The organism is Ruegeria sp. CDSB114 (assembly GCF_059611025.1).
Map to the genome: position 1 here is coordinate 19,163 of NZ_JBXWOT010000012.1, position 24,085 is coordinate 43,247.

32 protein-coding genes are annotated in these 24,085 nt (G+C 57.1%); 11 read left to right on the top strand and 21 right to left on the bottom strand.

Annotation, left to right across the window (positions count from 1 at the left end):
* Positions 1-65: 65 nt before the first annotated feature.
* Positions 66-1,757, top strand: a complete 1,692-nt coding sequence (locus AC2FIP_RS18520; protein ID WP_496787651.1) for an acyl-CoA dehydrogenase family protein — start codon at positions 66-68, stop codon at positions 1,755-1,757.
* Positions 1,758-1,971: 214 nt separating this feature from the next.
* Entirely contained in the window at positions 1,972-2,526 is a 555-nt protein-coding gene (locus AC2FIP_RS18525; RefSeq protein ID WP_496692201.1) for a hypothetical protein, read from the top strand.
* A 2-nt stretch (positions 2,527-2,528) separates the two neighbouring features.
* Here AC2FIP_RS18525 and AC2FIP_RS18530 read toward each other — a convergent pair whose 3' ends face one another.
* Positions 2,529-3,758, bottom strand: coding sequence for an SGNH/GDSL hydrolase family protein (locus AC2FIP_RS18530; protein ID WP_496787652.1), 1,230 nt, complete (start codon positions 3,756-3,758; stop codon positions 2,529-2,531).
* A 232-nt stretch (positions 3,759-3,990) separates the two neighbouring features.
* On the opposite strand from AC2FIP_RS18530, the gene AC2FIP_RS18535 reads away from it, so the two are divergent.
* Complete coding sequence (locus AC2FIP_RS18535; RefSeq protein ID WP_142639257.1) at positions 3,991-4,383, top strand: META domain-containing protein; 393 nt, start codon at positions 3,991-3,993, stop codon at positions 4,381-4,383.
* Here AC2FIP_RS18535 and recO read toward each other — a convergent pair.
* The 13 genes from recO to folK form a co-directional block, all read right to left on the bottom strand.
* Positions 4,367-5,092 (bottom strand): DNA repair protein RecO, encoded by a 726-nt coding sequence (gene recO, locus AC2FIP_RS18540; protein WP_496787653.1) that lies wholly within the window; start codon positions 5,090-5,092, stop codon positions 4,367-4,369. The two genes, AC2FIP_RS18535 and recO, sit on opposite strands and share 17 nt — an antisense overlap.
* 95 nt (positions 5,093-5,187) lie before the next feature.
* The gene (locus AC2FIP_RS18545) at positions 5,188-5,562 is read right to left on the bottom strand and encodes a SemiSWEET transporter (RefSeq protein ID WP_496787655.1); all 375 of its coding nucleotides are present in this window, start codon (positions 5,560-5,562) and stop codon (positions 5,188-5,190) included.
* Between the two features lie 97 nt (positions 5,563-5,659).
* A complete protein-coding gene (locus AC2FIP_RS18550; RefSeq protein WP_496690317.1) occupies positions 5,660-5,989 on the bottom strand; it encodes a DUF1491 family protein in 330 nt (109 codons plus the stop codon).
* Positions 5,986-6,894, bottom strand: coding sequence for a GTPase Era (era, locus tag AC2FIP_RS18555; RefSeq protein ID WP_496787656.1), 909 nt, complete (start codon positions 6,892-6,894; stop codon positions 5,986-5,988). Before era ends, AC2FIP_RS18550 begins: the two co-directional genes overlap by 4 nt.
* 202 nt (positions 6,895-7,096) lie before the next feature.
* The gene (gene rnc / locus AC2FIP_RS18560; RefSeq protein ID WP_142639249.1) at positions 7,097-7,777 is read right to left on the bottom strand and encodes a ribonuclease III; all 681 of its coding nucleotides are present in this window, start codon (positions 7,775-7,777) and stop codon (positions 7,097-7,099) included.
* Positions 7,774-8,613: a signal peptidase I gene (lepB, locus tag AC2FIP_RS18565; RefSeq protein ID WP_271951346.1), complete on the bottom strand. Its 840-nt coding sequence runs from the start codon at positions 8,611-8,613 to the stop codon at positions 7,774-7,776. The genes rnc and lepB overlap by 4 nt, the downstream gene beginning before the upstream one ends.
* Before the next feature lie 57 nt (positions 8,614-8,670).
* The gene (gene acpS, locus AC2FIP_RS18570) at positions 8,671-9,090 is read right to left on the bottom strand and encodes a holo-ACP synthase (protein ID WP_142639245.1); all 420 of its coding nucleotides are present in this window, start codon (positions 9,088-9,090) and stop codon (positions 8,671-8,673) included.
* Positions 9,087-9,710, bottom strand: a complete 624-nt coding sequence (locus tag AC2FIP_RS18575) for a LysE family translocator (protein WP_271951355.1) — start codon at positions 9,708-9,710, stop codon at positions 9,087-9,089. Before AC2FIP_RS18575 ends, acpS begins: the two co-directional genes overlap by 4 nt.
* Positions 9,707-10,453 carry a pyridoxine 5'-phosphate synthase gene (locus AC2FIP_RS18580; protein WP_281995877.1) on the bottom strand — a complete coding sequence of 249 codons (747 nt, stop codon included), beginning with the start codon at positions 10,451-10,453 and terminating at the stop codon, positions 9,707-9,709. Before AC2FIP_RS18580 ends, AC2FIP_RS18575 begins: the two co-directional genes overlap by 4 nt.
* Complete coding sequence (locus tag AC2FIP_RS18585) at positions 10,446-11,144, bottom strand: DUF2062 domain-containing protein (RefSeq protein WP_142639238.1); 699 nt, start codon at positions 11,142-11,144, stop codon at positions 10,446-10,448. Before AC2FIP_RS18585 ends, AC2FIP_RS18580 begins: the two co-directional genes overlap by 8 nt.
* 16 nt (positions 11,145-11,160) lie before the next feature.
* Complete coding sequence (locus AC2FIP_RS18590) at positions 11,161-13,293, bottom strand: RelA/SpoT family protein (RefSeq protein WP_142639236.1); 2,133 nt, start codon at positions 13,291-13,293, stop codon at positions 11,161-11,163.
* Positions 13,294-13,319: 26 nt separating this feature from the next.
* Entirely contained in the window at positions 13,320-13,673 is a 354-nt protein-coding gene (rpoZ, locus tag AC2FIP_RS18595; protein WP_142639234.1) for a DNA-directed RNA polymerase subunit omega, read from the bottom strand.
* A 94-nt stretch (positions 13,674-13,767) separates the two neighbouring features.
* Complete coding sequence (gene folK / locus AC2FIP_RS18600; protein ID WP_496787658.1) at positions 13,768-14,337, bottom strand: 2-amino-4-hydroxy-6-hydroxymethyldihydropteridine diphosphokinase; 570 nt, start codon at positions 14,335-14,337, stop codon at positions 13,768-13,770.
* Between the two features lie 140 nt (positions 14,338-14,477).
* Between folK and AC2FIP_RS18605 the strand changes: the two genes are divergently transcribed.
* From AC2FIP_RS18605 to AC2FIP_RS18630, 6 genes are all read left to right on the top strand, one after another.
* On the top strand, positions 14,478-15,047 hold the full coding sequence (locus AC2FIP_RS18605; protein ID WP_142639223.1) for a LabA-like NYN domain-containing protein: 570 nt from the start codon (positions 14,478-14,480) through the stop codon (positions 15,045-15,047).
* Between the two features lie 191 nt (positions 15,048-15,238).
* On the top strand, positions 15,239-16,189 hold the full coding sequence (gene ispH, locus AC2FIP_RS18610) for a 4-hydroxy-3-methylbut-2-enyl diphosphate reductase (protein ID WP_271951367.1): 951 nt from the start codon (positions 15,239-15,241) through the stop codon (positions 16,187-16,189).
* Complete coding sequence (locus AC2FIP_RS18615; RefSeq protein ID WP_282022242.1) at positions 16,186-16,638, top strand: DUF3429 domain-containing protein; 453 nt, start codon at positions 16,186-16,188, stop codon at positions 16,636-16,638. Before ispH ends, AC2FIP_RS18615 begins: the two co-directional genes overlap by 4 nt.
* On the top strand, positions 16,635-17,219 hold the full coding sequence (locus AC2FIP_RS18620; protein WP_496787659.1) for a class I SAM-dependent DNA methyltransferase: 585 nt from the start codon (positions 16,635-16,637) through the stop codon (positions 17,217-17,219). Before AC2FIP_RS18615 ends, AC2FIP_RS18620 begins: the two co-directional genes overlap by 4 nt.
* Entirely contained in the window at positions 17,212-17,679 is a 468-nt protein-coding gene (rnhA, locus tag AC2FIP_RS18625; protein WP_496692195.1) for a ribonuclease HI, read from the top strand. The genes AC2FIP_RS18620 and rnhA overlap by 8 nt, the downstream gene beginning before the upstream one ends.
* Complete coding sequence (locus AC2FIP_RS18630) at positions 17,676-18,305, top strand: trimeric intracellular cation channel family protein (protein ID WP_496692194.1); 630 nt, start codon at positions 17,676-17,678, stop codon at positions 18,303-18,305. The genes rnhA and AC2FIP_RS18630 overlap by 4 nt, the downstream gene beginning before the upstream one ends.
* A 7-nt stretch (positions 18,306-18,312) precedes the next feature.
* Here the strand turns inward: AC2FIP_RS18630 and AC2FIP_RS18635 are convergent, their stop codons facing one another.
* Genes AC2FIP_RS18635 through def (AC2FIP_RS18655) form a run of 5 tightly spaced genes read right to left on the bottom strand, consistent with a single transcriptional unit; the run spans position 18,313 to position 20,720 of the window.
* The gene (locus AC2FIP_RS18635) at positions 18,313-18,549 is read right to left on the bottom strand and encodes a GlsB/YeaQ/YmgE family stress response membrane protein (RefSeq protein ID WP_496714026.1); all 237 of its coding nucleotides are present in this window, start codon (positions 18,547-18,549) and stop codon (positions 18,313-18,315) included.
* A gap of 1 nt (position 18,550) precedes the next feature.
* A complete protein-coding gene (locus tag AC2FIP_RS18640) occupies positions 18,551-18,787 on the bottom strand; it encodes a hypothetical protein (RefSeq protein WP_142639214.1) in 237 nt (78 codons plus the stop codon).
* Positions 18,788-18,793: 6 nt separating this feature from the next.
* On the bottom strand, positions 18,794-19,708 hold the full coding sequence (fmt, locus tag AC2FIP_RS18645) for a methionyl-tRNA formyltransferase (protein ID WP_496787660.1): 915 nt from the start codon (positions 19,706-19,708) through the stop codon (positions 18,794-18,796).
* A gap of 2 nt (positions 19,709-19,710) precedes the next feature.
* Positions 19,711-20,205: a peptide deformylase gene (gene def / locus AC2FIP_RS18650; protein WP_496787662.1), complete on the bottom strand. Its 495-nt coding sequence runs from the start codon at positions 20,203-20,205 to the stop codon at positions 19,711-19,713.
* Entirely contained in the window at positions 20,202-20,720 is a 519-nt protein-coding gene (gene def, locus AC2FIP_RS18655; RefSeq protein WP_496787663.1) for a peptide deformylase, read from the bottom strand. Before def (AC2FIP_RS18655) ends, def (AC2FIP_RS18650) begins: the two co-directional genes overlap by 4 nt.
* Before the next feature lie 94 nt (positions 20,721-20,814).
* Here def (AC2FIP_RS18655) and AC2FIP_RS18660 point away from each other — a divergent pair, with 94 nt between their 5' ends.
* On the top strand, positions 20,815-21,987 hold the full coding sequence (locus AC2FIP_RS18660) for a MalY/PatB family protein (RefSeq protein ID WP_496787665.1): 1,173 nt from the start codon (positions 20,815-20,817) through the stop codon (positions 21,985-21,987).
* Positions 21,988-22,022: 35 nt separating this feature from the next.
* On the opposite strand, the gene AC2FIP_RS18665 is transcribed toward AC2FIP_RS18660, so the two are convergent.
* Positions 22,023-22,376, bottom strand: coding sequence for a hypothetical protein (locus AC2FIP_RS18665; protein ID WP_496787666.1), 354 nt, complete (start codon positions 22,374-22,376; stop codon positions 22,023-22,025).
* A gap of 212 nt (positions 22,377-22,588) precedes the next feature.
* On the opposite strand from AC2FIP_RS18665, the gene AC2FIP_RS18670 reads away from it, so the two are divergent.
* A complete protein-coding gene (locus tag AC2FIP_RS18670; protein WP_496787667.1) occupies positions 22,589-23,578 on the top strand; it encodes a glutathione S-transferase family protein in 990 nt (329 codons plus the stop codon).
* On the opposite strand, the gene AC2FIP_RS18675 is transcribed toward AC2FIP_RS18670, so the two are convergent.
* Entirely contained in the window at positions 23,560-23,922 is a 363-nt protein-coding gene (locus AC2FIP_RS18675) for a response regulator transcription factor (protein ID WP_271951393.1), read from the bottom strand. The two genes, AC2FIP_RS18670 and AC2FIP_RS18675, sit on opposite strands and share 19 nt — an antisense overlap.
* Positions 23,923-24,085 lie beyond the last annotated feature (163 nt).

Below are 24,085 nucleotides of genomic sequence, written 5' to 3' on the forward strand. Positions count from 1 at the left end.
CGTATTTTTGTTGCGCTGCACGTGCAGCATGATATGACCAGACGACTTTAGGAGAAAGCTGATTCATGGCCCATGACGGACAGGATATGACCCAGATGATTACATCCGCGATTTTGCCCGAGCTTCTAACGCTGACACGTGCGGCTCTGCCCGCCGTGGACACCGTATTCGAACGCGCCCGCGAGTCGGTCCGCGCGATGGTGACAGAAGATGGTCGCGTGTCCGGCGCTCTGATCGAGGCCAATCAGACCGCCGCTCATGGGTTGGCATGGCTGGCGACATACAACCAGTCGCTGCAGCAAATGCAACGCTGGGCCGATGCTTTGGAGGCAGAAGGCAAATTCGGCGAGATCGAACAGCTGCTGCACCAAATCGCCTTTGGTGAATACTTGCATCAGGTCGCGGGCGGCATCCCGATGAACCAGGGTGAGGTTCTGCGCCTTCAGGATATGGGATTGGGCTGGGACGCCCTGTCCGGTTTTCAATGCGCAGAAGTGCAGACACTAATGGCGCAGGCCAACTCTCAGGCCGCCCGTACGCGTCTTGTTCAGTTGATGGAAGATCAGGCCGGTGCCACAATGTTTGGCGCTTCCGGTCTGAACGAAGAACTTGAGATGATCCGCGACCAGTTCCGCCGCTACGCGCAGGAAAAAGTCGAACCCAACGCCCACGATTGGCACCTCAAAGACGAGCTGATCCCGATGGAAATCATTGAGGAACTGGCCGAAATGGGTGTTTTCGGTCTGACCATCCCCGAAGAGTTTGGCGGATTTGGCCTGTCCAAAGCCTCGATGTGTGTGGTCTCGGAAGAGCTGTCGCGCGGCTATATCGGCGTTGGCTCATTGGGTACCCGGTCCGAAATTGCGGCCGAGCTGATCATCGCAGGCGGCACAGACGAGCAAAAAGCCAATTGGCTGCCTAAAATCGCCAACGCTGAGATTTTGCCGACCGCCGTATTCACTGAACCCAACACAGGTTCGGACCTTGGCAGTCTGCGCGCCCGCGCCGTCAAGGATGAGCATGGCGATTACCAGATCACCGGCAATAAAACCTGGATCACCCACGCGGCTCGGACCCATGTGATGACCCTGCTAGCCCGCACCAACCCCGACAGTACCGATCACCGAGGCCTGTCGATGTTCCTGGCGGAAAAAACACCTGGAACGGACGAGAACCCCTTCCCCACCCCCGGCATGACTGGCGGTGAGATTGAAGTGCTGGGTTACCGCGGCATGAAGGAATACGAGCTGGGCTTTGATGGCTTCAAAGTCAAGGGTGAGAACCTTTTGGGTGGCGAAGAAGGCAAGGGTTTTAAACAGCTCATGGAAACCTTCGAATCTGCCCGTATTCAGACCGCGGCCCGCGCCATCGGTGTGGCCCAAAGCGCGCTGGACATCGCCATGCAATATGCGCAGGACCGCAAGCAATTCGGCAAGTCCCTGATCAACTTCCCCCGCGTGTCCGGCAAGCTGGCGATGATGGCGGTCGAGATCATGATCGCACGACAGCTGACCTATTTCTCGGCTTGGGAAAAAGACAACGGTCATCGCTGCGATCTTGAGGCCGGGATGGCCAAGCTGCTGGGCGCCCGCGTGGCCTGGGCTGCTGCCGATAACGGCCTGCAGATCCACGGCGGCAACGGCTTTGCACTGGAATACAAGATCAGTCGCGTGCTGTGTGACGCACGTATTCTCAATATTTTTGAAGGGGCTGCCGAAATTCAGGCACAGGTGATCGCGCGGCGTCTGCTGGGCTGACCTGTTACGGCAATCCTGTTTCCCCAACTCGACCCGGCGCACGCGCCGGGTTTTTTTTGCCCGCAATACTACAATCTTCTGTTCCCAGTATTATTATTGATACCTGCCCTCATGTCCACGCTCGACCATGACCAGCCGCAGCACAAACTTCCCCCTATCACTGCGTCGATTATCCCGGTAGATCAGCGATTGATCACGAACCAGCGGCGAACACATGACCCGATCCATTCTTGTCCTTCTGGCCACGCTTGCGGCACTGGCCCTTGCCGGCTGTGCCACCCCTCAACCGACCGCAACGCAGAACGACATAGACGAGCTGGCGCTCGCCATCCGTTCTATGGGCCCTAAGGTTGATCCAGCCGAGGCACAGAAGGCGGCCACCATTGCCTATACCTATTCGCAGCGTCTGGCCCGAGAATGGCAGGTCACCGACCCGGCCATCATCCACAACGCCAAGGTCATCAACGGATTTCGTGAGCGCGGCCTGTGCAACGACTGGGCCGAAGCGATGACCAGCCGTTTAAGGGCCGAAAACTTCCGCACCCTGGAAATGCACTGGGCTACATCACCGCCAACACCGCTGAGGATCATCCACCATTCCGCAGTGATCAGCGCAAAGGGCGACACGATGTTCGAGGGCATCGTCCTTGACCCATGGCGCAACAGTGGCGCGCTGACATGGGCGCCAACGCGCGAAGATACGCGATACAACTGGCGTACCCGCATGGAGGTGCGCACCGCTTTGCTAAACGGAGAGCAACCCTACTGAGTTTAGGACGGGGTCTTACACTGGCTGATCCGTTCCGCCACCACGGGCAGCATCCGCGCAGCCACCAGCTTTGACCCTTCGGGCGTCAGATGCGTGTAATCGACATACAGCACCTTGTCTTTGTGGAGGGGGCCGCCGATCTCGGCAATATCGGTGAAAGGCACATTGGCCTCTTCAAACAAAGCAGGGAAATCGACCCGCGCGCGATGCATCAAATCTTCGCGTCCCGGCTTGTACCAATCCCGCGTGAGCTGGGCGATTTCGCGGTCGGTCTCGCTTAGGACATTGGTGTCCTCATAGACGACCTCAGGCTGCAAAAAGACGTGATAGCAAAACCCGTGGTAGTCGCCGAATGTTTCGATCAGCTTGTAATTGCGCAAAAATCCGACCTTTGCAGTCTGCGCAAGCTCTGCTGAAAAGTCTCTTTGCAAGGCGGTAACATCCCCATACGTGATATTTTTGGGGATTTCATAGCGGTCGAACAAGCCTTGCGTAAATTTCGAAGCCAGTTTGAAGGTATAGGAATACTGCGCCGGGTACCGCAGGAACGCATAGGCTGAAAAGAAGGGTTTGCGATCATTCAAGGCGTCAATCATGCGTGCGGACGAGTAAGCATAACTTTGGACCGGATTATCGACCCCAACATTGTAAAAATCATTGTGGCCATCCAGAAACACAATCATGTCCGGGCTGTACTCATATAGCGTCTCGTACAGGTACAACACATGTTGAAAACTGTGATACGCAACAACTCCGGCGTTGATCACCTCAATCGTCACACCGGGCATCTGATCGCCCAACCGCTCGTGCAGGTCCTGCTGCAGGAAATACGCAACCGTTTCCTGATTGGTGAGCGTTGGGTGGTCAGGATAAATACTGCCCTGCGATCCGATGGCATAAGCAGTTGAGCCACCCATCAGAAAAATGCGGAACGTGTCGTCGGGTTTTGGCTGTTCAATCAGCGTATCGTGGCGGAACCCTTGATCGGAATGGATACGCTGTCCGCCAGTATCAAATCCTCGCTGATAGTCTGGGTTCAGTTTGTGACCACGGATCGAAGAGTATAGATGTCGCTCTGCCGTATTGCCCAGCGTGTTGTCATACACATAAACCACGGTGAAATACGAAAGCAGTTCAACCAGCAGGACGAGAAAGAGGGCATAGATCAAAATCATAAAAAACTTGGTTACAGGCCGCATCCGCCCCATGCCAACATCATCATTTCCGCTCACTACGAAGCTCCAATTCTATCAGGTCAAAATCAAATAAACCTGGTGTAGATACCGGTGTAAAAATTCCACCTAACTGCCCAAATCTTAGGAAAGGCCCGTTATTCGCTTTCAATATGTCCAAGATGTTTTGCAAGTCAACGGTCAGCATTGTATCCGATCCTTTACCTAGTCGGTTCAAAACAATGCGTCCAAGCGCAGGAAACTGTTCTTCGCTGATTTCAGGAATTCTGCCATGTTGCGTTACATAATGCTGCTTTCCCTTTCCGGATTACTCCAATGTCAGAAGGATGAAACCGTTGCGGCCTATGGTGCTGCCGAACGGGAATGGGCCCTGCAAGAGATCAACGGTCAACCCTACAATGCCAGTGCCTTATTGCGATTTCTGGAAGAAGGCAAAGTAGCGGGCAACGCCCCCTGCAACAGCTACACGGGCAGGCTTAATGCGCCCTATCCATGGTTTGAGCTGACCGGCCTGACAGCAACCCGTGCCGCCTGTGCCGGGCTTGAGGCAGAAGGGATCTATTTCGCCGCCCTGCTTGCCATGACCCAATCCGAAGTATCAGGGAACCTGCTGATATTGCGCAATGAGGACGGGCAGGAAATGGTGTTCAAAGCTGCCGATTGATCTGATCAATAAACCGCGCCCGTGCGCCGGGCAGAGGGTTGTTCCCCAACGACGGAGCAACATGGTTCTCTAGAAAATGTCCGGTGGTCAACAATCCTTGCACCAATTCGGTATCCGGCGCGTCGCCCACGCCACGCAGGCAAGGTGGCAAGGGAAGCAACCTATCCACCCAGTCCCCTGCCCCATCAGCGCTGACCGCACGACCTGTTTTCGGAGAAACATAATCCAAACCTTCTGTTACACCCGTCACGGCACAGCGTGTCAGGTCAAGGCCAAACCCCAGTTCTTCCAGCAGCGACAATTCCCACCGCAGATAGGCAAGCACCCAAATTTCGTCCTGACCCAGCAGGTCCATCAACTGTTCGGTTTGTTTATAGATGCGCGGATGCGCTTCGCGCTCAGGCAAACAGAACGAGAGCAGGGCCACCACCGCATTCAATCCGGCCAGCGCAAGCCTACCCGAAAACGCCGCCGCCGCCCGCGACCGCAGGGGTTCGACCTGAAAAGTGCCGATATGCTCCTCGAGCCGTGCGCGCCAAAGCACATCTAATTGCGCCCCGGGCTGCAGGATCGGCGCAATCTTGCGGCTGGTTCCACCACGTACGACGCCGGCATGACGACCGTGGCCTTCGGTAAAGACTTCGATAATCGCCGCTGTTTCGCCATGGCGGCGTGAGGTCAGAAGTATGCCGTGGTCGCGCCAGTCCAAAGCGTGTCCAATCTTGTGGGTCAGTCCTGCCCGAGCAAAAGAACGCAAAGCCGGGACCACTGCAAGAGAGACCGGGAAATCGTCGACCTATTGGGTCAGAACGTGACCCCCGCGTGGATCAGGATACCCAGTACCATAAGAAGATTCAGCACCATAGAAATGCCGTTGCCAATATAGATGGGCAACTTCTTGACGATCAGACCGTAGATGAACCAAAGCAAAGACAACGCCGCATAGAGCGACCATGTTAACAGCGATTGGCCCGACGCATGTTGAGAGTGGGTAAAGAAGAGCTTCACAAGCTGTGGAAGCGTGGCAAATGGGCCTAAAATGCCGACAAATACCATGAAACCCTCGAAGTGCTTCATCACGAGACCAAGGTTTGACTTTATGAACTTCTGACTAAATGTTTCAGCCAACGTAAGACCTCTATCCTTGACATATGCCGCAACAACCCGTTTCAGCACCATCCGTTAAATACGCATACAAATAGCGAAAATGGACCGTCTTACCAAGACCTATGACATAACTTTGGCAGAGGCCTGCACCGCGTCTGTGCTACTACCGCTAATCCAGACCGTCCTCACCCAGCAAATGGCGCCCCTGCCGGTCTTCGACCTCAATCACCCAGAGGTCAGGGTCAAAGCTGCGCTGGCGTTGGATAGCCTCGTCCACATCGGCCTCGGGACCAGAGGAGAGTTCAACCCACTTGCGCTCACCGCTCATCAGATCAAAGCTGCGCTGGAAGGCTGTGGCCTGACCGTCCAACGTGTTGAGCTTGATCAAAACCGCGCCGGCTGTGTCGTCACCATGGGCCACAACAAAGGCCGGTATTTCCTGAAATCGCAACCGTGCCAGATAGGCGTGAACCCAGAAGTCTGCCGTCAGTCGCGTCATGCGTTTCCGTCTTTGAATTCCAGACCCATTTCCGAATAGCGCTCGGATTCCTCCAGCCAGTTTGGCCGGACCTTGACCTGGAGGAACAGGTGGATCTTGCGATCAAGGAACTCTTCCAGCTCGGCCCGGGCCGCCTGGCTGACGGCCTTGATGGTCTCGCCCTTTTTGCCCAGAACGATACCTTTATGGCCGTCGCGCATGACATAGATAATCTGGTCGATCTTTGCCGACCCGTCCTTGCGCTCTTCCCAATTCTCGGTCTCGACGGTCAGCTGATAGGGCAGTTCCTGATGCAGCCGCAGGGTCAGCTTTTCGCGTGTCATTTCCGCAGCAATCATACGCAATGGCAGATCAGCGATCTGGTCTTCGGGATACAGCCACGGGCTTTCGGGCAATTCGCCTGCCAGCCATTTACGCAGATCGTCAACCCCATGGCCTTTCTCGGCCGAGATCATGAATGTCTCGGCGAAAGAATAGCGGGAGTTGAGATCGCTGGTCAGGGCCAGCAGCGTTTCCGACTGCACCCTGTCGATCTTGTTGATGGCCAGCGCGACGGTGCGGCCTTGCCCGATCTCATTCAGACCTTCAAGGATGCGCTCTACGCCCTCAGTGATGCCACGATGCGCTTCGACCATCAGGACAACCACATCGGCATCCGCGGCCCCGCCCCATGCGGCGGCCACCATTGCCCGATCCAGACGGCGACGCGGTTTGAAAAGGCCCGGCGTGTCCACAAAGACCAGCTGTGCATCACCTTCCATCGCCACGCCCCGGATGCGGGCGCGGGTCGTCTGAACCTTATGTGTCACGATCGAGACCTTGGCCCCGACCATGCGATTCAGAAGGGTGGATTTGCCTGCGTTGGGCTCTCCGATCAGGGCGATAAATCCGGCGCGTGTCGTCATCTGGGGTTTGATCCTGTTTGCAGATGGGCCTCCCTATCGCAGAAAGAGGCAGCGGACCAGAGCGATTTGCAGCTTTGGCACATGCGTTCAGGATGGCATTGGGTGGGGTATGGTGGGCGACCCGTCACCGGAAATGACCCGGGTTCGACCGATAGGCATTTCCGGCCAGCCCTCAGGAGACCGGCTGTTTTTACCCGGTAGACTAATTCTGCAAACGGTCCAGCAACGACTTGGCAGCCGCCTGTTCGGCCTGACGCTTTGACCCTGCTGTTGCCTGCTCTTCTGCCCCGTCCTGAAGACGCGCAGCAATGGTGAAGACCGGCGCATGGTCCGGGCCAGAGCGTCTGACTTCGACATAGCTGGGCGGTTTCTGGCCCCGTGCCTGCGCCCATTCCTGAAGCGCCGTTTTGGCGTCACGGGCGTCGGCCTCGACATCGTGGATGCGATCACCCCAGAGCTTTAAGATAACGGCGCTGGCGACCTCGAACCCGGCGTCGCGATAAACCGCAGCAATGACTGCCTCCATCGCGTCGCCAAGCAAAGCTTGTTTGCGCCGCCCTCCGGACAGCATTTCAGATCGGCCCAGTTTCAGTACAGCACCCAAATCAATCTGCAGCGCCACATCTGCACAGGCCTCTTTGCGCACAAGCGCGTTGAACCGGGGGGCAAGCTGACCTTCGCTGGCCTTTTTGTCCGCCTCCAGCAAGGCCGTCGCCATCACCAGACCCAGCACCCGGTCGCCCAGAAATTCGAGCCGCTGGTTGTCCGGGCGCGTGGCCGAGGATACCGATCCATGGGTCAACGCGCGCACCAGCAGCTCGGGGTTGGCAAATTCATGCCCCAGACGTTTTTGAAACGCCTTTATTTCGGCGGAAAGCTTCAATTCACAGCCTTAAAAAAGCGGTCTCCGCGCCAGGTCCAGAAGAACAGCATCGACCGGCCAGCGGATGAGAACATGATACGATCTGCACGACCAATCAGGTTTTCATAGGGTACATATCCGACACCCCCGGCCGATTGCGGCAGGCGGCTGTCGCTGGAATTGTCGCGGTTATCGCCCATAAAGAAGTATTCGCCTTCGGGCACTGTATAGACGCCGGTATTGTCCGACCCCTGATTACCGATATTGAGCACATCATAGGACACCCCGTTGGGCAGGGTTTCGATCATGCGGGATTTCTCACACACGCCACCACGGCCAACCGGGCCGTTTTCACAGCGCGGGCGCAACCCTTGCGGACCTTGCGGCGCCGCGACCTCGGTGAAGACGCCATCGGGTTGCTGCGGAACCGGAGTACCGTTCAGGATGATCTGGCCCTCGATGATCTGGATACGATCGCCGGGCAGGCCGATCAGGCGTTTGATATAATCGCGGCCCGTTACCGGATGACGGAATACGATCACATCACCGCGCTCGGGATCGCCGGCCCAGATACGGGTGTTGTCATCACTTTGCATCCAGCCACAAACATCCTCGGCGTCGATATTGAGGCCGACGCTTGGAATAATCAGACTGGGGCAAGAGGCATAGGAATATCCATAGGCCATTTTGTTGACGAACAGGAAATCCCCGATCAACAAGGTCTGTTTCATCGACCCTGACGGAATCCAGAACGGCTGAAAGAACAGGGTACGGAAAACGCCCGCGATCAACAGCGCATAGACGATGGTTTTGATCGTCTCCCACACGGGATTTCCGGTTTTGACGTCCTCGGCCATACTGCTCTCCGGTCCTTGGTTTGTTGGGGTGCTACATGCGCGGCGCGGCGGGGTTAGTCAAGACAGAGCGCTGCGTTCGCGAATTGGGCGCGCCTCGATCACCACGAAGGCCTGCGCCCAGGGGTGGTCATCGGTTAGGGTGACGTGGATGATCGCCGCATGACCCTCGGGGGTCATATCGTTGAGCCGTTCCGCCGCCCAACCGGTCACATGCATCACTGGCTGGCCGGTTTTAAGGTTGGTTACAGCCATGTCCTTCCAGGAAATCCCCATACGAAGCCCGGTGCCCAGCGCCTTGGAGCACGCCTCTTTCGCGGCCCAGCGCTTGGCGTATGTGCCTGCTGTGTCGGCGCGGCGTTCAGCCTTGCGTTGTTCAGTGTCGGTAAAAACGCGATTACGGAACCGGTCACCAAACCTGTCGAGCGTGCCCTGAATGCGGTCTATGTTTGCGAGGTCTGTGCCGATGCCTAGGATCATGACAACCGCACCGTCAAAATCTTGTAACTTGCCACCCCAAAGAATCCGGCAAAGGCAAAATCGAACCAGCGGCGGGCGCGGCGGTAGGCGCGGACTGTGCGTTCGGAAGAGAAAAGGAATGCATAGCTGATGAAAATGAGCAGCGAGCCTGCGTAAAGCAGGCCGAAATAGCCAAGCAGCATCGACAAGCTGGCGTCATTCGGGGCAACGATAGCGTAGATCGAGCCCCAGCTGAGGATCGCCTTGGGGTTGGTCAGGTGAATCGCCGCGCCTTTGGCAAAGATGGTGCGTAGCGAGCCGGTGACCGGGTTGCCCAACGCCATCTCATCCGATGACAGCGCCCGTTTCAGGGCCTTGAGCGCCAGCCAGCCCAGATAGGCTACACCAACATAGCGGATTACTTCGAACACCCAGACATTGGCCAGCATGATCGCCGACAGGCCCAGCGCGGCGGCGATGCCCCAGGCAGCGGACCCCGCACAGATGCCCAGTGCAAAGACCAGACCGGCGCGGCGGCCTTCGTTCATTGCAGTTCCGGCGATGCCCATGGTTGCCGGACCGGGTGAGCCTCCGGCCATCAACCAGGCGATCCAGATTGCTATGAAACCCGAGGTTATCATCCCCGCGCCTCATCCATCAGGCGGCGCATTTCCTGAATGGCGGGGGTCATGCCCAAAAAGATCGATTCGCCAATCAGAAAGTGACCAATGTTCAACTCGCGCACCTCGGGGAAAGCGGCGACAGGTTTGACCGTGTCGTATGTCAGACCATGTCCGGCATGCACTTCGAGGCCAAGCGAATGGGCAAAGGTGGACATGTCGCGCAGGCCTTCCAGCTCTTGCGCTGCCTCATCCAGTTTGCCTTCGGCATGGGCGTCACAATAGGCGCCTGTGTGCAGTTCGATCACTTCGGCCCCGATGCGATGCGCGGCCTCGATCTGGCGACGGTCGGCGGCGATAAAGATCGACACGCGACAGCCCGCATCACGCAAAGGTGCAATGAAATGGGCCAGTTTGTTTTCTTCGCGCGCGACTTCCAGCCCGCCTTCGGTGGTCCGTTCCTCGCGCTTTTCGGGGACGATGCAGACCGCGTGCGGCTTATGGCGCAAAGCGATTTGTTGCATCTCGGGCGTGGCTGCCATTTCAAAATTCAGAGGCACCGAAAGAACCTCCATCAACCCGTCAATATCTGCGTCCGAAATATGCCTGCGGTCTTCGCGCAGATGGGCAGTAATGCCATCTGCACCGGCTTGCTCGGCCAGCGTGGCCGCGCGCAAAGGGTCGGGATAGACCCCACCACGTGCATTCCGCACTGTGGCCACATGGTCGATATTCACACCGAGACGCAAACGGTTCTCAGACATCCTTTGATTCCTTTCCCAAATCCTGGCTCGAGCCTAGTTGGTTTGACTCTGGAACGGCAGCCTCGGATTCAGCCAGACGTTTGATTTCTTCAAACTTCTTTTTGATCCTGTCGCGACGCCGTTGCTGATAGGTGTGGACCAGCGGCAGGCTTAGATAGTAGCAAACCACCCCAGCCAGCAATCCGGGAAGAATGCCGCCAATCAGGTACGGAAAGAAAACCTCGTCGTAGAAAATTCCCAGCCCGTGCCAGTCAGCCACCCGGTCGGTGAATACTGCAATCAGGTTGTCTTTGAGATCACCGATCGCATTGGCGAACTTCCCCATAAGCCCATGGGTGTCGCCCTCTTCAAACTCGGTGCCCAACAGGAAATGCCCGGTCTGAAGGCAAACCACCCCGATGGGCACATAGGTCAATGGGTTTCCGAAAAACGTACCGCTGAGTGCAGCCAGCATATTGCCGTTGAACAATCGCGCAGCCAGGGCGGCAATGCCAAAATGCAGCCCGTAAAAAGGTGTAAAGGCCGCAAACACTCCAAACCCTACCCCACGGGCGATGCGTTCAGGTGAATCCGGCAATCGCCGGACGCGGTGTTTCACATAGTGAAAGGCCCGGGTCCAGCCACCACGAGGATAGACGAATTCCGATGCGATCTGGACAGGCGAGCGTCGATCTCGGCGCTTGAATACCACTCCTGATCACCCCTTCTCAGCCAGCCGCAACTGCGGATTTAGCTCTGTCTCTGAAACGTTCAACCGCTGCAACATCGCTTTCGGCCTCAAGCATCAACATCAACGAATGCAACTGCTCTAGGTCGCGCAGTTCTACGTTGACCAGCAGGCGGTAAAAATCCGGTTTGCGATCCACAAATTCTAGGTTCGAGATATTGGCCTTTTTCTCGCCGATCAATGTACAAATGCGACCCAGCACACCTGCGTCATTGCCAATCGTAACATCAATCGTTGCCCCGTAAACAGCCGGGTGAGTTCCCGAGTGCCAGTGCAGATCGACCCAGCGTTTGGGCTCACTCTCGTATTCGCTCAGGCGATCGCAGTCGATTGCATGCACGACAACACCTTTGCCGCGATAAGTGATCCCGACGATCCGTTCACCCGGCAATGGCTGGCAGCAAGGGGCGCGGTCAAACTTCTGCCCCGGCTCAAGACCGATCACGGCCCGGCGCATCGGAATGGCATCACCATCATCCTGCGTCAGTTCCGGGTAGACGGCGCTGACCACATCATGGGCAGTTAGTTCTGCACTGCCCAGGCGCGCCAGCAGCTCATGCCGGTCTTTCAGGCGCAGATGCTTGGCAGCAGTGTCCAGCGCCTTGTCGGTCGCTTTGCGCCCGACATGTTCAAATCCCGATCGCGCGAGTTCTTTGCCCAGCTTGATGAACCGCTCTCGGTCAACCTCGCGCAGGGCGCGACGAATGGCTGTACGGGCTTTGCCGGTGACGGCAATTTCCAACCACGTGACTTGGGGAGTCTGACCGTCAGCTGTTATGATATCCACCGACTGCCCGTTTTTGATCCGGGTCCAAAGTGGCACGCGAATACCATCAACCTTGGCCCCTACACAGGCGTGCCCGATGCGCGTGTGGATGGCATAGGCAAAGTCGATCGGCGTCGCACCACGCGGCAGTTTCACCACGTCCCCCTTAGGCGTGAAACAAAAGACCTGGTCCGAATACATCTCGAGCTTGACCGCCTCGAGGAAATCCTCGTGATCCTCTTCGCTGTCAAACTGCTCGGTCAGGTTGGCGATCCACTTAGCCGGGTCGACGGCAAAGGGGTTTTCCGAACGCACGCCATCCCGATAGGACCAGTGCGCGGCCACGCCGGTTTCGGCGACATCATGCATCTGACGGGTGCGGATCTGAACCTCGACCCGCTTGCCGTCACGGCCTGAAACGGTGGTGTGGATCGACCGGTAACCGTTCGATTTCGGCTGACTGATATAATCCTTGAACCGCCCTGGCACGGCGCGCCAACGCTGGTGGATCGCGCCAAGGGTTCGATAGCAGTCTTCTTCGCTTTGCGTAATGATGCGGAACCCGTAAATGTCGGACAGGCGCGAGAACCCCTGGTCCTTTTCCTGCATTTTACGCCAAATCGAATAGGGTTTCTTGGCACGGCCAAAAACCTCGGCTTCAATCCCGGCCTTTTCAAGTTCGTGCCGCATGTCGCCGGTGATCCGGTGGATCACGTCACCCGTTTCGCGCTGCAGCGTGATGAAGCGGCGGATGATGGACTGGCGGCCTTCAGAGTTGAGAACGCGGAAGGCGAGGTCTTCCAGCTCTTCCCGCATCCATTGCATACCCATACGGCCTGCGAGCGGCGCGTAGATATCCATCGTCTCGCGCGCTTTGACGATCTGCTTTTCGGGCCGCATCGCCTTGATTGTGCGCATATTGTGCAGACGGTCTGCCAGCTTGACCAGAATGACCCGCAAATCCTTGGACATCGCCATGAACAGCTTGCGGAAGTTCTCGGCCTGTTTGGTTTCGCGGCTGGACAGCTGAAGGTTTGTCAGTTTGGTGACCCCATCAACCAGCTTGGCGACTTCTTCGCCAAACAGCTCAGACACTTTGCCGTAATTGGCCTTGGTGTCTTCGATCGTATCGTGCAGTAGCGCCGTGATAATAGTCGCATCATCCAGACGCTGTTCGGTCAGGATGGCGGCAACGGCAACGGGGTGGGTGAAATAGGGCTCGCCAGAATGGCGGAACTGCCCATCATGCATCTGCTTGCCGAACTCATACGCCTTGGCAATGCGGTCTGCATTCGTTTTTGGATTGTAGTTGCGGACCAGCGCAATCAGGTCTTCAGCAGAAATCATCCGGTCCGCACCTTCATTTGTGGGGATTACCCCTGGCCTTGAGCCTCCATCAGAGCGCGCAGCAGCTTTTCTTCGGACATGTCGTCATCCGCAGGCTTGTCTGTTTCCGCACCCATCAGCAGCGCCATCTGGTCTTCTTCGGGCTCGTCGACCTCGATTTGGGTCTGGTTGGCCTCAATCAGCCGCTCGCGCAGCTCATCAGCGCTCTGGGTCTCGTCAGCGATCTCACGCAGAGAAACAACTGGGTTTTTGTCGTTGTCACGGTCAACGGTGATCGGACCACCGGCGGAAATCTCGCGCGCACGATGGGCGGCAAGCATCACCAGTTCAAACCGGTTCGGAACCTTGTCTACGCAATCTTCAACCGTCACGCGGGCCATGGGGCGCTCTCCGTTACTGAATCCATGTCAGGAAGAGGTTTATCTAAGGGCGAATCCCTGCCTTGACAAGCAGGAAATGCTGCAAATGCACCAATCATAACGGGGTAACTGCCGCAATATCGTCCGAAGGAAGCCCCGCAAGCATTTCCCTGACGGTCAGGTCCAGTATCGGATGCCGCCAATTCGGGGCAACATCCGCCATGGGAACAAGCACAAACGCACGATCCTGTACCCTTGGGTGCGGCAGGATCAACTGATCCGGCGCCTGCTGTTTCTGATCTTCGGGCGGCAGCGATAACCAGCTTTGAAAAACCTCGCGGTCGGGCAGAACCAGATCATCGTAACAGACCAGGTCCAGATCCAACGTCCGCATTCCCCAGCGCTGAATCCTCTCGCGCCCGTAATCATGTTCAATTCCATGCAATATCTGCAGCAACTCAATGGGTGACCTTTCAGTCTCGATCAACACGGCCGCATTCACATAGTCCGGGCCCGCGCCCGCAGGAAAACAAGGGGTCGCATAAAAGCGGCTTTCAGCCCGAATCAACAGCCCCTGGCGCAAAATCGCGTCAATGGCATGCCGTAGCGTCAGATGGGGCTCAAAACCTCTCACTTTGAGATTTGCACCGAGGGCAAGCACTGCTTTTGAGGTGGTTTTGCGCATCCTACTCCCTATATTCGGCGAATTGCATACTTGCGATACACCATAAAACCCCTAATTATGGAGATATCAATGCGCTGTATTTTCCCAAGACTCACTCACGTAACACGCAGCGCGCTGATTTGTACCGGAAGGACCTATTTATGTTTTATAAAGACGAACGGCTAGCGCTGTTCATCGACGGCTCGAATCTTTATGCAGCCGCAAAAGCACTGGGGTTTGACATTGACTATAAACTGCTGCGCCAGGAATTCATGCGCCGCGGTAAGATGCTCAGAGCTTTCTATTACACAGCGCTACTTGAAAATGACGAGTATTCGCCCATCCGTCCACTGGTTGATTGGCTGCATTACAATGGCTTCACCATGGTTACGAAACCGGCAAAAGAATACACCGACAGCATGGGGCGTCGGAAAGTCAAAGGTAACATGGATATCGAACTGACCGTCGATGCCATGGAGCTTGCACCACGTGTAGACCATATCGTGCTGTTTTCCGGCGACGGAGATTTCCGCCCGCTGATCGCAAGCCTGCAACGTCAGGGGGTACGCGTTTCTGTGGTGTCGACCATCCGCAGCCAGCCCCCCATGATCTCGGACGAATTGCGCCGCCAGGCCGACAACTTCATCGAGCTGGAAGATCTCCGCGACGTGATCGGTCGTCCGCCGCGCGAAATGCCGATGGAACCGCGCACCGTTGCCGCAGGCGGGTAATAACCTGGCCCCAAAGCAAACTCGGTTGAAAATTAGCGCGGTCAGGGGAAACCCTGGCCGCGCTTTTTAAACAAAGATCAGGTGCTGAAAACACCTATTGGCTAGCATTGAACCATGTCGGATCAATGACATTGTCCTGACTGGACCATGGCCGTGAAAAGACTTACCTGTGTCGGTAAGGAGAACGCGACATGACCAAGCCCCCCCTGACCCTCTATCTCGCCGCCCCGCGCGGGTTCTGTGCTGGTGTCGACAGGGCCATAAAGATTGTCGAGATGGCGCTGCAGAAATGGGGTGCCCCGGTCTATGTTCGGCACGAGATTGTCCATAACAAATTCGTGGTCGATGGACTGCGCGCCAAAGGTGCGATCTTTGTCGATGAACTGGAAGACTGCCCCGACGATCGCCCAGTGATATTCTCGGCGCACGGGGTTCCCAAATCGGTACCCGCGACGGCGGCGCAGCGCCAGATGGTCTATGTCGACGCCACCTGCCCGCTGGTCTCCAAAGTCCATGTCGAAGCACAGCGCCACGCCGAAGCCGGGCTGCAGATGATCATGATCGGACATAAGGGCCATCCCGAAACTATCGGAACGATGGGACAGCTACCCGAAGGAGAGGTTTTGCTGGTCGAAACGGTTGCAGACGTTGCAGACGTCCAGGTCCGCGACCCTGACAAACTGGCCTTTGTCACTCAGACGACCCTGTCGGTTGACGATACAAAGGATATCATTGCAGCGCTTCAGACCCGATTTCCATCTATCGTCGGCCCTCACAAAGAAGATATCTGTTACGCCACAACCAACCGGCAAGAAGCAGTCAAGGTTGTGGCCCGGAAGTCAGATGCCCTGTTGGTTGTGGGGGCGCCGAATTCATCTAACTCTCGCCGTTTGGTCGAGGTCGCGGCACGCGCGGGATGCAGCTATGCCCAACTGGTGCAGCGCGCGACCGACATCGACTGGCGCGCACTCGAAGGTATCTCTTCGATCGCTCTGACAGCAGGCGCTTCTGCCCCCGAGGTTCTGATCAACGAAGTTATCGATGCGTTCAGACAGCATTACGATGTGACGGTCGAAATGGTTGAAACAGCGACCGAGAATGTCGAATTCAAAGTCCCGCGCGTCCTGCGCCAACCCGCATGAGCGGCATACCAAGGGCGCCGCTGTTTCTGGGGTTGGCCGGGCTGATCCCCTTCATCTGGGGCGCTCTGACCTATCTGAACGACGATCTGAACGACTGGGGCCGACAGGCTCTGGGCGCACGTTTTGTCGGTCCGTATATCCAGTTGTATTATGGGGCGATCATCCTCAGCTTTATGTCCGGCGTGCTGTGGGGGTTTTCCAGTAAAACCTCTGGCAGCAAGGCCGCGACCTGTTATGCGCTGTCCACATTACCCGCCCTGTGGGCCTTTCTGAAAACCGGCAGCGGGCCTGTCAGCACTGGCACAAATCTGATGTGGGGATTTGGCGGGCTACTGGTGTTGGATGCCATCTTTTCGTATTGGCGGCTAACACCGGTCTGGTGGATGCGGTTGCGCATTTTGCTGACCGCAGTCGTATTGGCCTGCCTTGCCGTCGGAGTCTATCTGTGAGCGATCCCAAAACCATCAACGCCTATACCAACAACGTGGCCGAATACCTCAAGGTTCCTCTACCACCGGAGCAGCTGACATCGCGTCAGGAATTTGTCGATGCCGTCGGTAAGGGGCATGTGTTGGATCTGGGCTCGGGCCCCGGGTCAGACAGCGCGTTCTTTCTACGCCAGGGCCTGAGCGTGCATGCGCTGGATGCGACGCCCGCTTTTGTTGATTATGCGCGCGCCAATGGCGTGGACGCGCATCTGGGTACTTTCGATGACGTGACCGAAGTGGCCGCATATGACGGCATCTACGCCAGCTTCTCGCTGCTGCACGCGCCCCGCAAGGATTTCCCACGCCATTTGGTGGCCATCCACCGGGCGCTGAAACCGCAGGGCTTTTTTTTCCTGGGCCTCAAACTGGGCACGGGCGAACATCGCGATCATCTGGATCGCTATTATAGCTACTTCTCGCAGACCGAGATCGTGGAGGCCCTGGCAGATGCCGGCTTTACCATCGACGGGATTAGGACCGGGATCGGCAAAGGTCTGGCGGGTTCTTACGATGGCTTCATTCTGGTGCTGGCCCATGCCTGAACTGTTTGCCTATACTGACGGTGCTTGTTCCGGTAATCCAGGCCCGGGTGGCTGGGGTGTGTTGCTGCGTGCAATGGACGGCGACACCGTCCTGAAACAGCGTGAACTGAGCGGCGGCGAAGCTGAAACCACCAACAACCGAATGGAACTTCTGGCCGCAATCAGCGCGCTTGAAACGCTCGAACGTGCCTCGAAAATCACCGTGATTACTGACAGCGCCTATGTGAAAAACGGCGTCACCGGCTGGATATTCGGTTGGAAAAAGAACGGCTGGAAAACCTCGAACAAAAAACCGGTCAAGAATGTCGACCTGTGGCAACGGCTGGATGAGGCGCAGGTGCGTCATGATGTGACCTGGGAATGGGTCAAGGGCCACGCGGGTCACCCGGAAAACGAAAAAGCCGACGAACTGGCCCGTGCAGGCATGGCCCCGTTCAAGCCCAAGAAGACGCAGCCATGAACGGCCTGGACCTGCTCGATTATGCCTCGGTTCTGGTTTTTGCGCTGACCGGCGCATTGGTCGCCAGTCGCGCGCAGCTTGATCTTGTAGGGTTTGCCTTTATCGCCTGCCTGACCGCCGTTGGCGGCGGCACGGTGCGTGACCTGCTGTTGGATCGGAATCCCGTGTTCTGGGTTGGCCAGCCCAGCTATGTCCTGATGGCCTGCAGTGCGGCAGTCCTTGTGTTCTTTACAGCCCATCTGGTCGAAAGCCGGTATAACTGGCTGGTCTGGCTGGACAGTTTCGCCCTGTCCATCGCGGTCGCTGCCGGCACGGGCGTCGCATTATCCTTGGACCAATCCGGTACGATCGTGGTGTTGATGGGTGTCACCACCGGATGCTTTGGCGGCCTGATGCGGGACGTGGTCTGCAACGAGGTTCCGCTGGTGCTGAAACAGGGTGAGCTTTATGTGTCTTGCGCCCTTGCAGGCTCGGTAGCGGCCGTTATTGCCAACCGGATGGGGTTCGAGGAGCTGACCGTGCTTGCCGCCTGCGCCCTGATCTGCTGGGCATTGCGGGCAGGATCGCTGCTGTTCGGCTGGAAACTGCCCGTCTACAAAAGCCGCCCGCCACGCAGTCGCCCTTGATCAAGGCTTAGCGGCGCATATAGGTCTGCCAGATCCAGATCACCAGAAGCGCGCCCAGCACAGCGCCGATGAACCCGGACAGCCAGCCCATCATCGTGACCAATGCCCGCAGAAGAAATCCACCAACCAAGGCACCAATGATACCGATCAGCATGGTGGTTGGGATATCTGCCTCGATCCGCATCAGGCGGGTGGCCAGAAAACCCGCAGCGGCGCCGATGACGATCAGGGCGATGACGGGCATGTCACTTCCTCCAATGGGTCGGAACGATGATCAGCGCCCCGATCGAGGACAGCACTGCATCCAGACCAGGCGGGCCAAAGCTGACCCCGAACATGATGCGCACGAAATAGAACAAGAACGCACCACCGACGCAGATGATGATCGACTGCAGAATGCCATTATGGGTAAAGCCGGATTTCTCGGACAGATAGCCGACAATCCCAGCAATAACGACAGTCCCCATCAGGATCATGAACATGGTGGCCTACTCCGATGACAGGCGGGTACCAACGGCAATCGGCCACCCCCGCAGAAAAGTGTCCCTATCCTGCGCCCCTTTACCCGCCCGTTGCAAGCGCAGTAGCTCAATCGCGTCATCGTCACAGGCAACCTTCAGTTGGTCGTCAAGAACCTCTCCTGCAACACCCTGCCCCTCGGCCAATTTGGAACCAAGCAGCTTGATCCGCTCCCCATTCATCTCGGTCCAGGCGCCGGGAAAGGGGGACAGGCCACGGATCTGACGGTCAATTTCGACCGCGGGTCTGGCCCAGTCAACACGCGCCTCAGCCTTGTCGATCTTGGCGGCATAGGTCACGCCGACGTCGGGTTGAGGCTCGGGCGTCAGGTTCGGCAGTTTGGACAGTGCCTCGACGATCAGAGAAGCGCCCATTTCGGACAGCCGGTCATGCAACTGCCCTGTGGTCTCCTGCGCACCAATGTCGGTGGCCCGCTGCAACAGGACTGGCCCGGTATCCAGACCAGCCTCCATCTGCATGATGCAGATTCCGGTTTGCGCATCACCCGCCATGATCGCCCGATGGATCGGCGCAGCCCCCCGCCAGCGCGGCAACAGGCTTGCATGAATGTTCAGACATCCCTGAGTAGGCGCATCCAGAATCGGTTGTGGCAACAACAGGCCATAGGCCACGACGACAGCCACATCCGCATTCAACGCGGCAAAGGCGTCCTGTTCTTCCGCTGATTTCAATGAGACCGGATGCCGAACGGTCAGGCCCAATGCCTCGGCCCGAGCATGAACGGGGGTTGGACGATCCTTTTTGCCCCTGCCCGCTGGGCGCGGAGGCTGGCAGTAGACGGCGGCAACCTCATGCCCCGCATCAATCAGCGCGTCCAGCATCGGAGCCGAGAAATCGGGTGTCCCCATAAAGATCAGCCGCATGCCTACCCCAGCTTTTTAGCTTTGCGCAGCAGAATATCGCGTTTGACCTTGCTGAGCCTGTCGAAATACATCTGCCCGTTTAGATGGTCGATCTGGTGCTGCACGCTGGTGGCTTCGATTCCGACAAAGTCACGGCGGTCGATGATGCCTTTTTCATTGAGAAACTTTACCGTCACAGCCCGAGGACGTTTCACCTTGGCCGACACGCCAGGCAAGTTTGGGCTGGCTTCTTCATGCTCGCGCAATTCGACCGATCTGTGCAGGATCTCAGGGTTTGCCAGCCGCACGGCCCGCCCCCGCTCGGTCGAGCCATCGACCACCGCGAGCCGCAGCATCACGCCGATCTGCGGTGCGGCAAGGCCGACGCCGGGCATCGCCTCCATTGTGTCGATCATGTCATCCCAGATGGCACGAACCTCGTCAGTAATTTCGGTGATATCTTCGGCTTTGGTCCGCAGACGCTTATCAGGCCATGGCAGGCAGGTACGAATAGTCATTCGCGCGCCTGCTCGCGTTTCAGCTTTTGCATTTTTCGGGTGATCATCTGGCGTTTCATAGGCTTGAGATAGTCGATGAACAGCTTCCCGTTCAGGTGGTCAATCTCATGCTGGACACAGGTTGCCCAAAGGCCATCGAATGTTTCCCGCTGCGCGTTACCATCACGATCGATCCAAGCCACGTCCACGACCTTTGGGCGTGTCACTTCGGCGAATTGTTCAGGGATCGAAAGACAACCTTCTTCATAGACATTCGTCTCGTCCGACGACGCGACCACTTCGGGGTTGAACATAATCAGCGGGCGTTGAGCCTCGTCCTCTTCCTTGACACAGTCCATAACGATCAGCCGGTCCAGCATCCCAATCTGAGGCGCTGCCAGCCCGATACCAGGCGCATCATACATCGTCTCAAGCATGTCATCAGCCAGCTGGCGCAATTCGTCCGTCAGATCCACTACGGGAGAGCAGATCTTTTTCAGGCGGGGGTCGGGATGGATCAGTATATTGCGTTTCATGAGGTTGATTTAGGCCATCACGCCCTAAGCCGCAACGCCCCCCTTGCACCTGCCGAATTTGCGGCTAGCTTTCATCCGGACAGATGGAGCAGATATGACATTCAACGACCTGATCGACCGCCGCGGCACCAACAGTTCGAAATGGGACAAGCTTGAAAAGCTGTATGGCCTTTCGCCGGATGACGGTCTGGCAATGTGGACGGCCGATTCCGACTATTCTACGGCGCCTTGTGTGATCGACGCTGTGCGTAACGCGGCGGATCACGGTGTTTTCGGATATTCCTGGATGCACCCGGACTACCTGAATTCCATCCAATGGTGGATGAAGAACCGCCACGGGTGGGAGATCGATTCTGATTGGATTCTGACGTCGCAGGGTCTGGGAAATGCGATTGCGCTCTGCCTCGATGTCTGGACCAGTCCGGGCGACGGAGTGGTCATCTTTACACCCGTCTACCATGAGTTTGCACATAAGGTGAACAAGTCGGGTCGGCGCGTGGTGGAATGCCCCTTGATGCGCGACGGCGACGGCTATGGCCTTGATCTGGAAGACGCGCAGTCGCGGCTGGATGGAACCGAGAAGATGCTTTTGTGGTGCTCGCCTCAGAACCCCTCGGGCCGGGTCTGGACGCCAGAGGAATTGCGCGCAGTCGCGGCATTTGCGGAACGGAACGACCTTATTCTGGTTTCGGACGAGATTCACCACGATCTGGTCTATCCCGGCACGACCTTTGTTCCGATGGATGTCGCCGCGCCGGATGCGCGGCCCTGGACCGTGACACTGACGGCAGCGTCCAAGACTTTCAACATCGCCGGTCAACGGACGGGGAATATGATCATCCCCGACTCGGACCTGCGCGCTGCGATGCGTCACCGAATCCAGACACTGGATTATGATCCCAGCGCATTGGGAGTCGCAATGATCACCGCTGCCTATTCGCCTGAAGGGGCCGCTTGGGTGGATGAACAGATCGCCCATCTTGATAGCAACCGAAAAATCTTTGACGCTGCAATCGCAGAAATCCCTGGCCTGTGGTCAATGCCCTTACAGGCAACCTATCTGGCTTGGATTGATTTCTCGGGCACCGGAATGGACCACGCAGAATTTACCCGGCGTCTGCGCGAGGATGCAAAAATCGCCACCTCGCCTGGCCCCGGCTTTGGTGCGGGCGGAGAGACATTCGAGCGGTTCAATCTAGCGACGCAACGCGGGCGTGTTGAAGAGGCCAGCAAACGGCTGAAACACGCGTTTTCCGATCTGCAATAGCGGAATGCCCATCGGCAGACCCGATGGGCAAAAGCCTAGTCCTTGTTTCCAAGCAGCGCGATGGGCGCGTCCGGAGATCGATAGAAATCCAATGGGGCCTTGTCGGAGGCTGCCGTGCTGCGCTTGAATTCATAGCGCATTTCGCCTGCCTCACATTCATCGGCAATGATCAGGCATTGATATAAGTGACGCGCGCCATCGTAGATATCGACCAATCCGCGCAATCGAGGCGTGGTTGCAGCCTCTACGGTGAAGCCATCCCTCCACAATCGGAGAATTTTGTACGTATTGTCACCCAATTCGACACGAAGTCGGCTGGTTTTCTTCAGACTCGCGATTCGCGCAGCATCCAATTCGGCGCTGATTTCTTTGGAAACATAGGTACTCATATCAAAACTCCCCCGCAGCGGACTCTATTTTGGAACGTAGACTGTAAAAATCCAGTGAAGCCGATCACTCAACGCGGTCGAATCCAAACCTGTTGCACGGAAATCCCATTCCAACCTGTGCGAAAACGCAGGCACAATGCGCGGCGGCTCGCATAGGATCGGTCCCCTTCAAAGCGTATGTTCCGGGAAACCGCATTACGGAGGATCCAACCATGGGCCTATTGGTCGACGGCAAATGGCACGACACATGGTATGATACCAAATCCACAGGCGGCGCCTTCAAACGTAGCGCGGCGCAATTTCGCAACTGGTTGACCGCTGATGGCAGCGCCGGGCCCTCCGGCACGGGCGGCTTCAAAGCCGAACCTGACCGGTACCATCTTTATGTCAGCCATGCCTGCCCCTGGGCCCACAGGACACTGATATTCCGCGAACTGAAAGAGCTGTCCGATCTGATCCCGGTTTCGGTCGTACACCCAGACATGCTGAACAAGGGATGGACATTTGCAACCGACGAACACGGGGCGGCGGGCGACGTACTGTACGGAATGGACTATGCCCACCAAATCTATACCAAGGCTGACCCGGCCTATTCGGGGCGCGTAACCGTTCCAATCCTGTGGGACAAGGAACAGGAAACCATCGTCTCGAACGAAAGCTCGGAAATCATCCGGATGTTCAACTCGGCCTTTGACGGGATCACCGGGAACACCGATGATTACTGGCCCGAGGCGATGCGTGACGAAATCGAACAGGTCAATGCCCGCGTCTATTCCGACATCAATAACGGGGTCTACAAATCCGGCTTTGCCACCAGCCAGGCGGCATATGACGCAGCCGTTGGCCCGCTCTTTGACACGCTGGACTGGCTCGAAGACCGGCTGTCCACCAGCCGCTATCTGATGGGCGACCGCATCACCGAGGCCGACTGGCGGTTGTTCACCACGCTGATCCGGTTTGATCCGGTCTACCATCTGCATTTCAAATGCAACCGGCGGCGTCTGATCGACTATCCCAACCTGTGGGCCTATACCCGCGAGCTGTACCAGTGGCCGGGTGTCGCGCGGACCGTAAACTTAAACCATATCGTGCGCCACTATCACTACAGCCATGAGAGCATTAACCCGCACCGGATCATCCCGACGAACCCGATCCTGAACTATCTGGAGCCCCACGGGCGCGATCAGCGTCCCGCCGCGTAGTGCTCAACCATCGCCGCCAGATCCTCTGGCGGCGTGCCGCTTTGCACATAGGCGCAGGCATTCGGGCTATGGGCAAAGATCGAGCCATCCGAAAAGAAAGTGGTGTTGGTCACGAAAATCACACGAGCCTCGGGCCTGCGATAGCTGGCAAAGTCAGCCACGGCCAAAGCGCTGCCGGTCTCCAGCACCAAATCCAGAACGATGATTTCAAACTCGGCCCCATACAGGGCGAGGATTGCATCCTCCTGACCGGCCACAAGCGTGACATCGGCACCCTGGCGTTCAAGATGCCTTTTCCAAACCCGACCTAAATCGGGGTTACTCTCAACAATCAATACATTCATTCTCAACAACCTCGGCACATATATGGTGAGTGGTGCCGACCCCTAAGGTTTGTGTTCACGCCAATTCATTAACAAAGTGTTAACCGAGCCGGAGCACGCCCCTGATCACGCGGATTTGCTTGTAAAACTGGCAAAAATCCGCTTGAAACAGGCAAAATTTGGT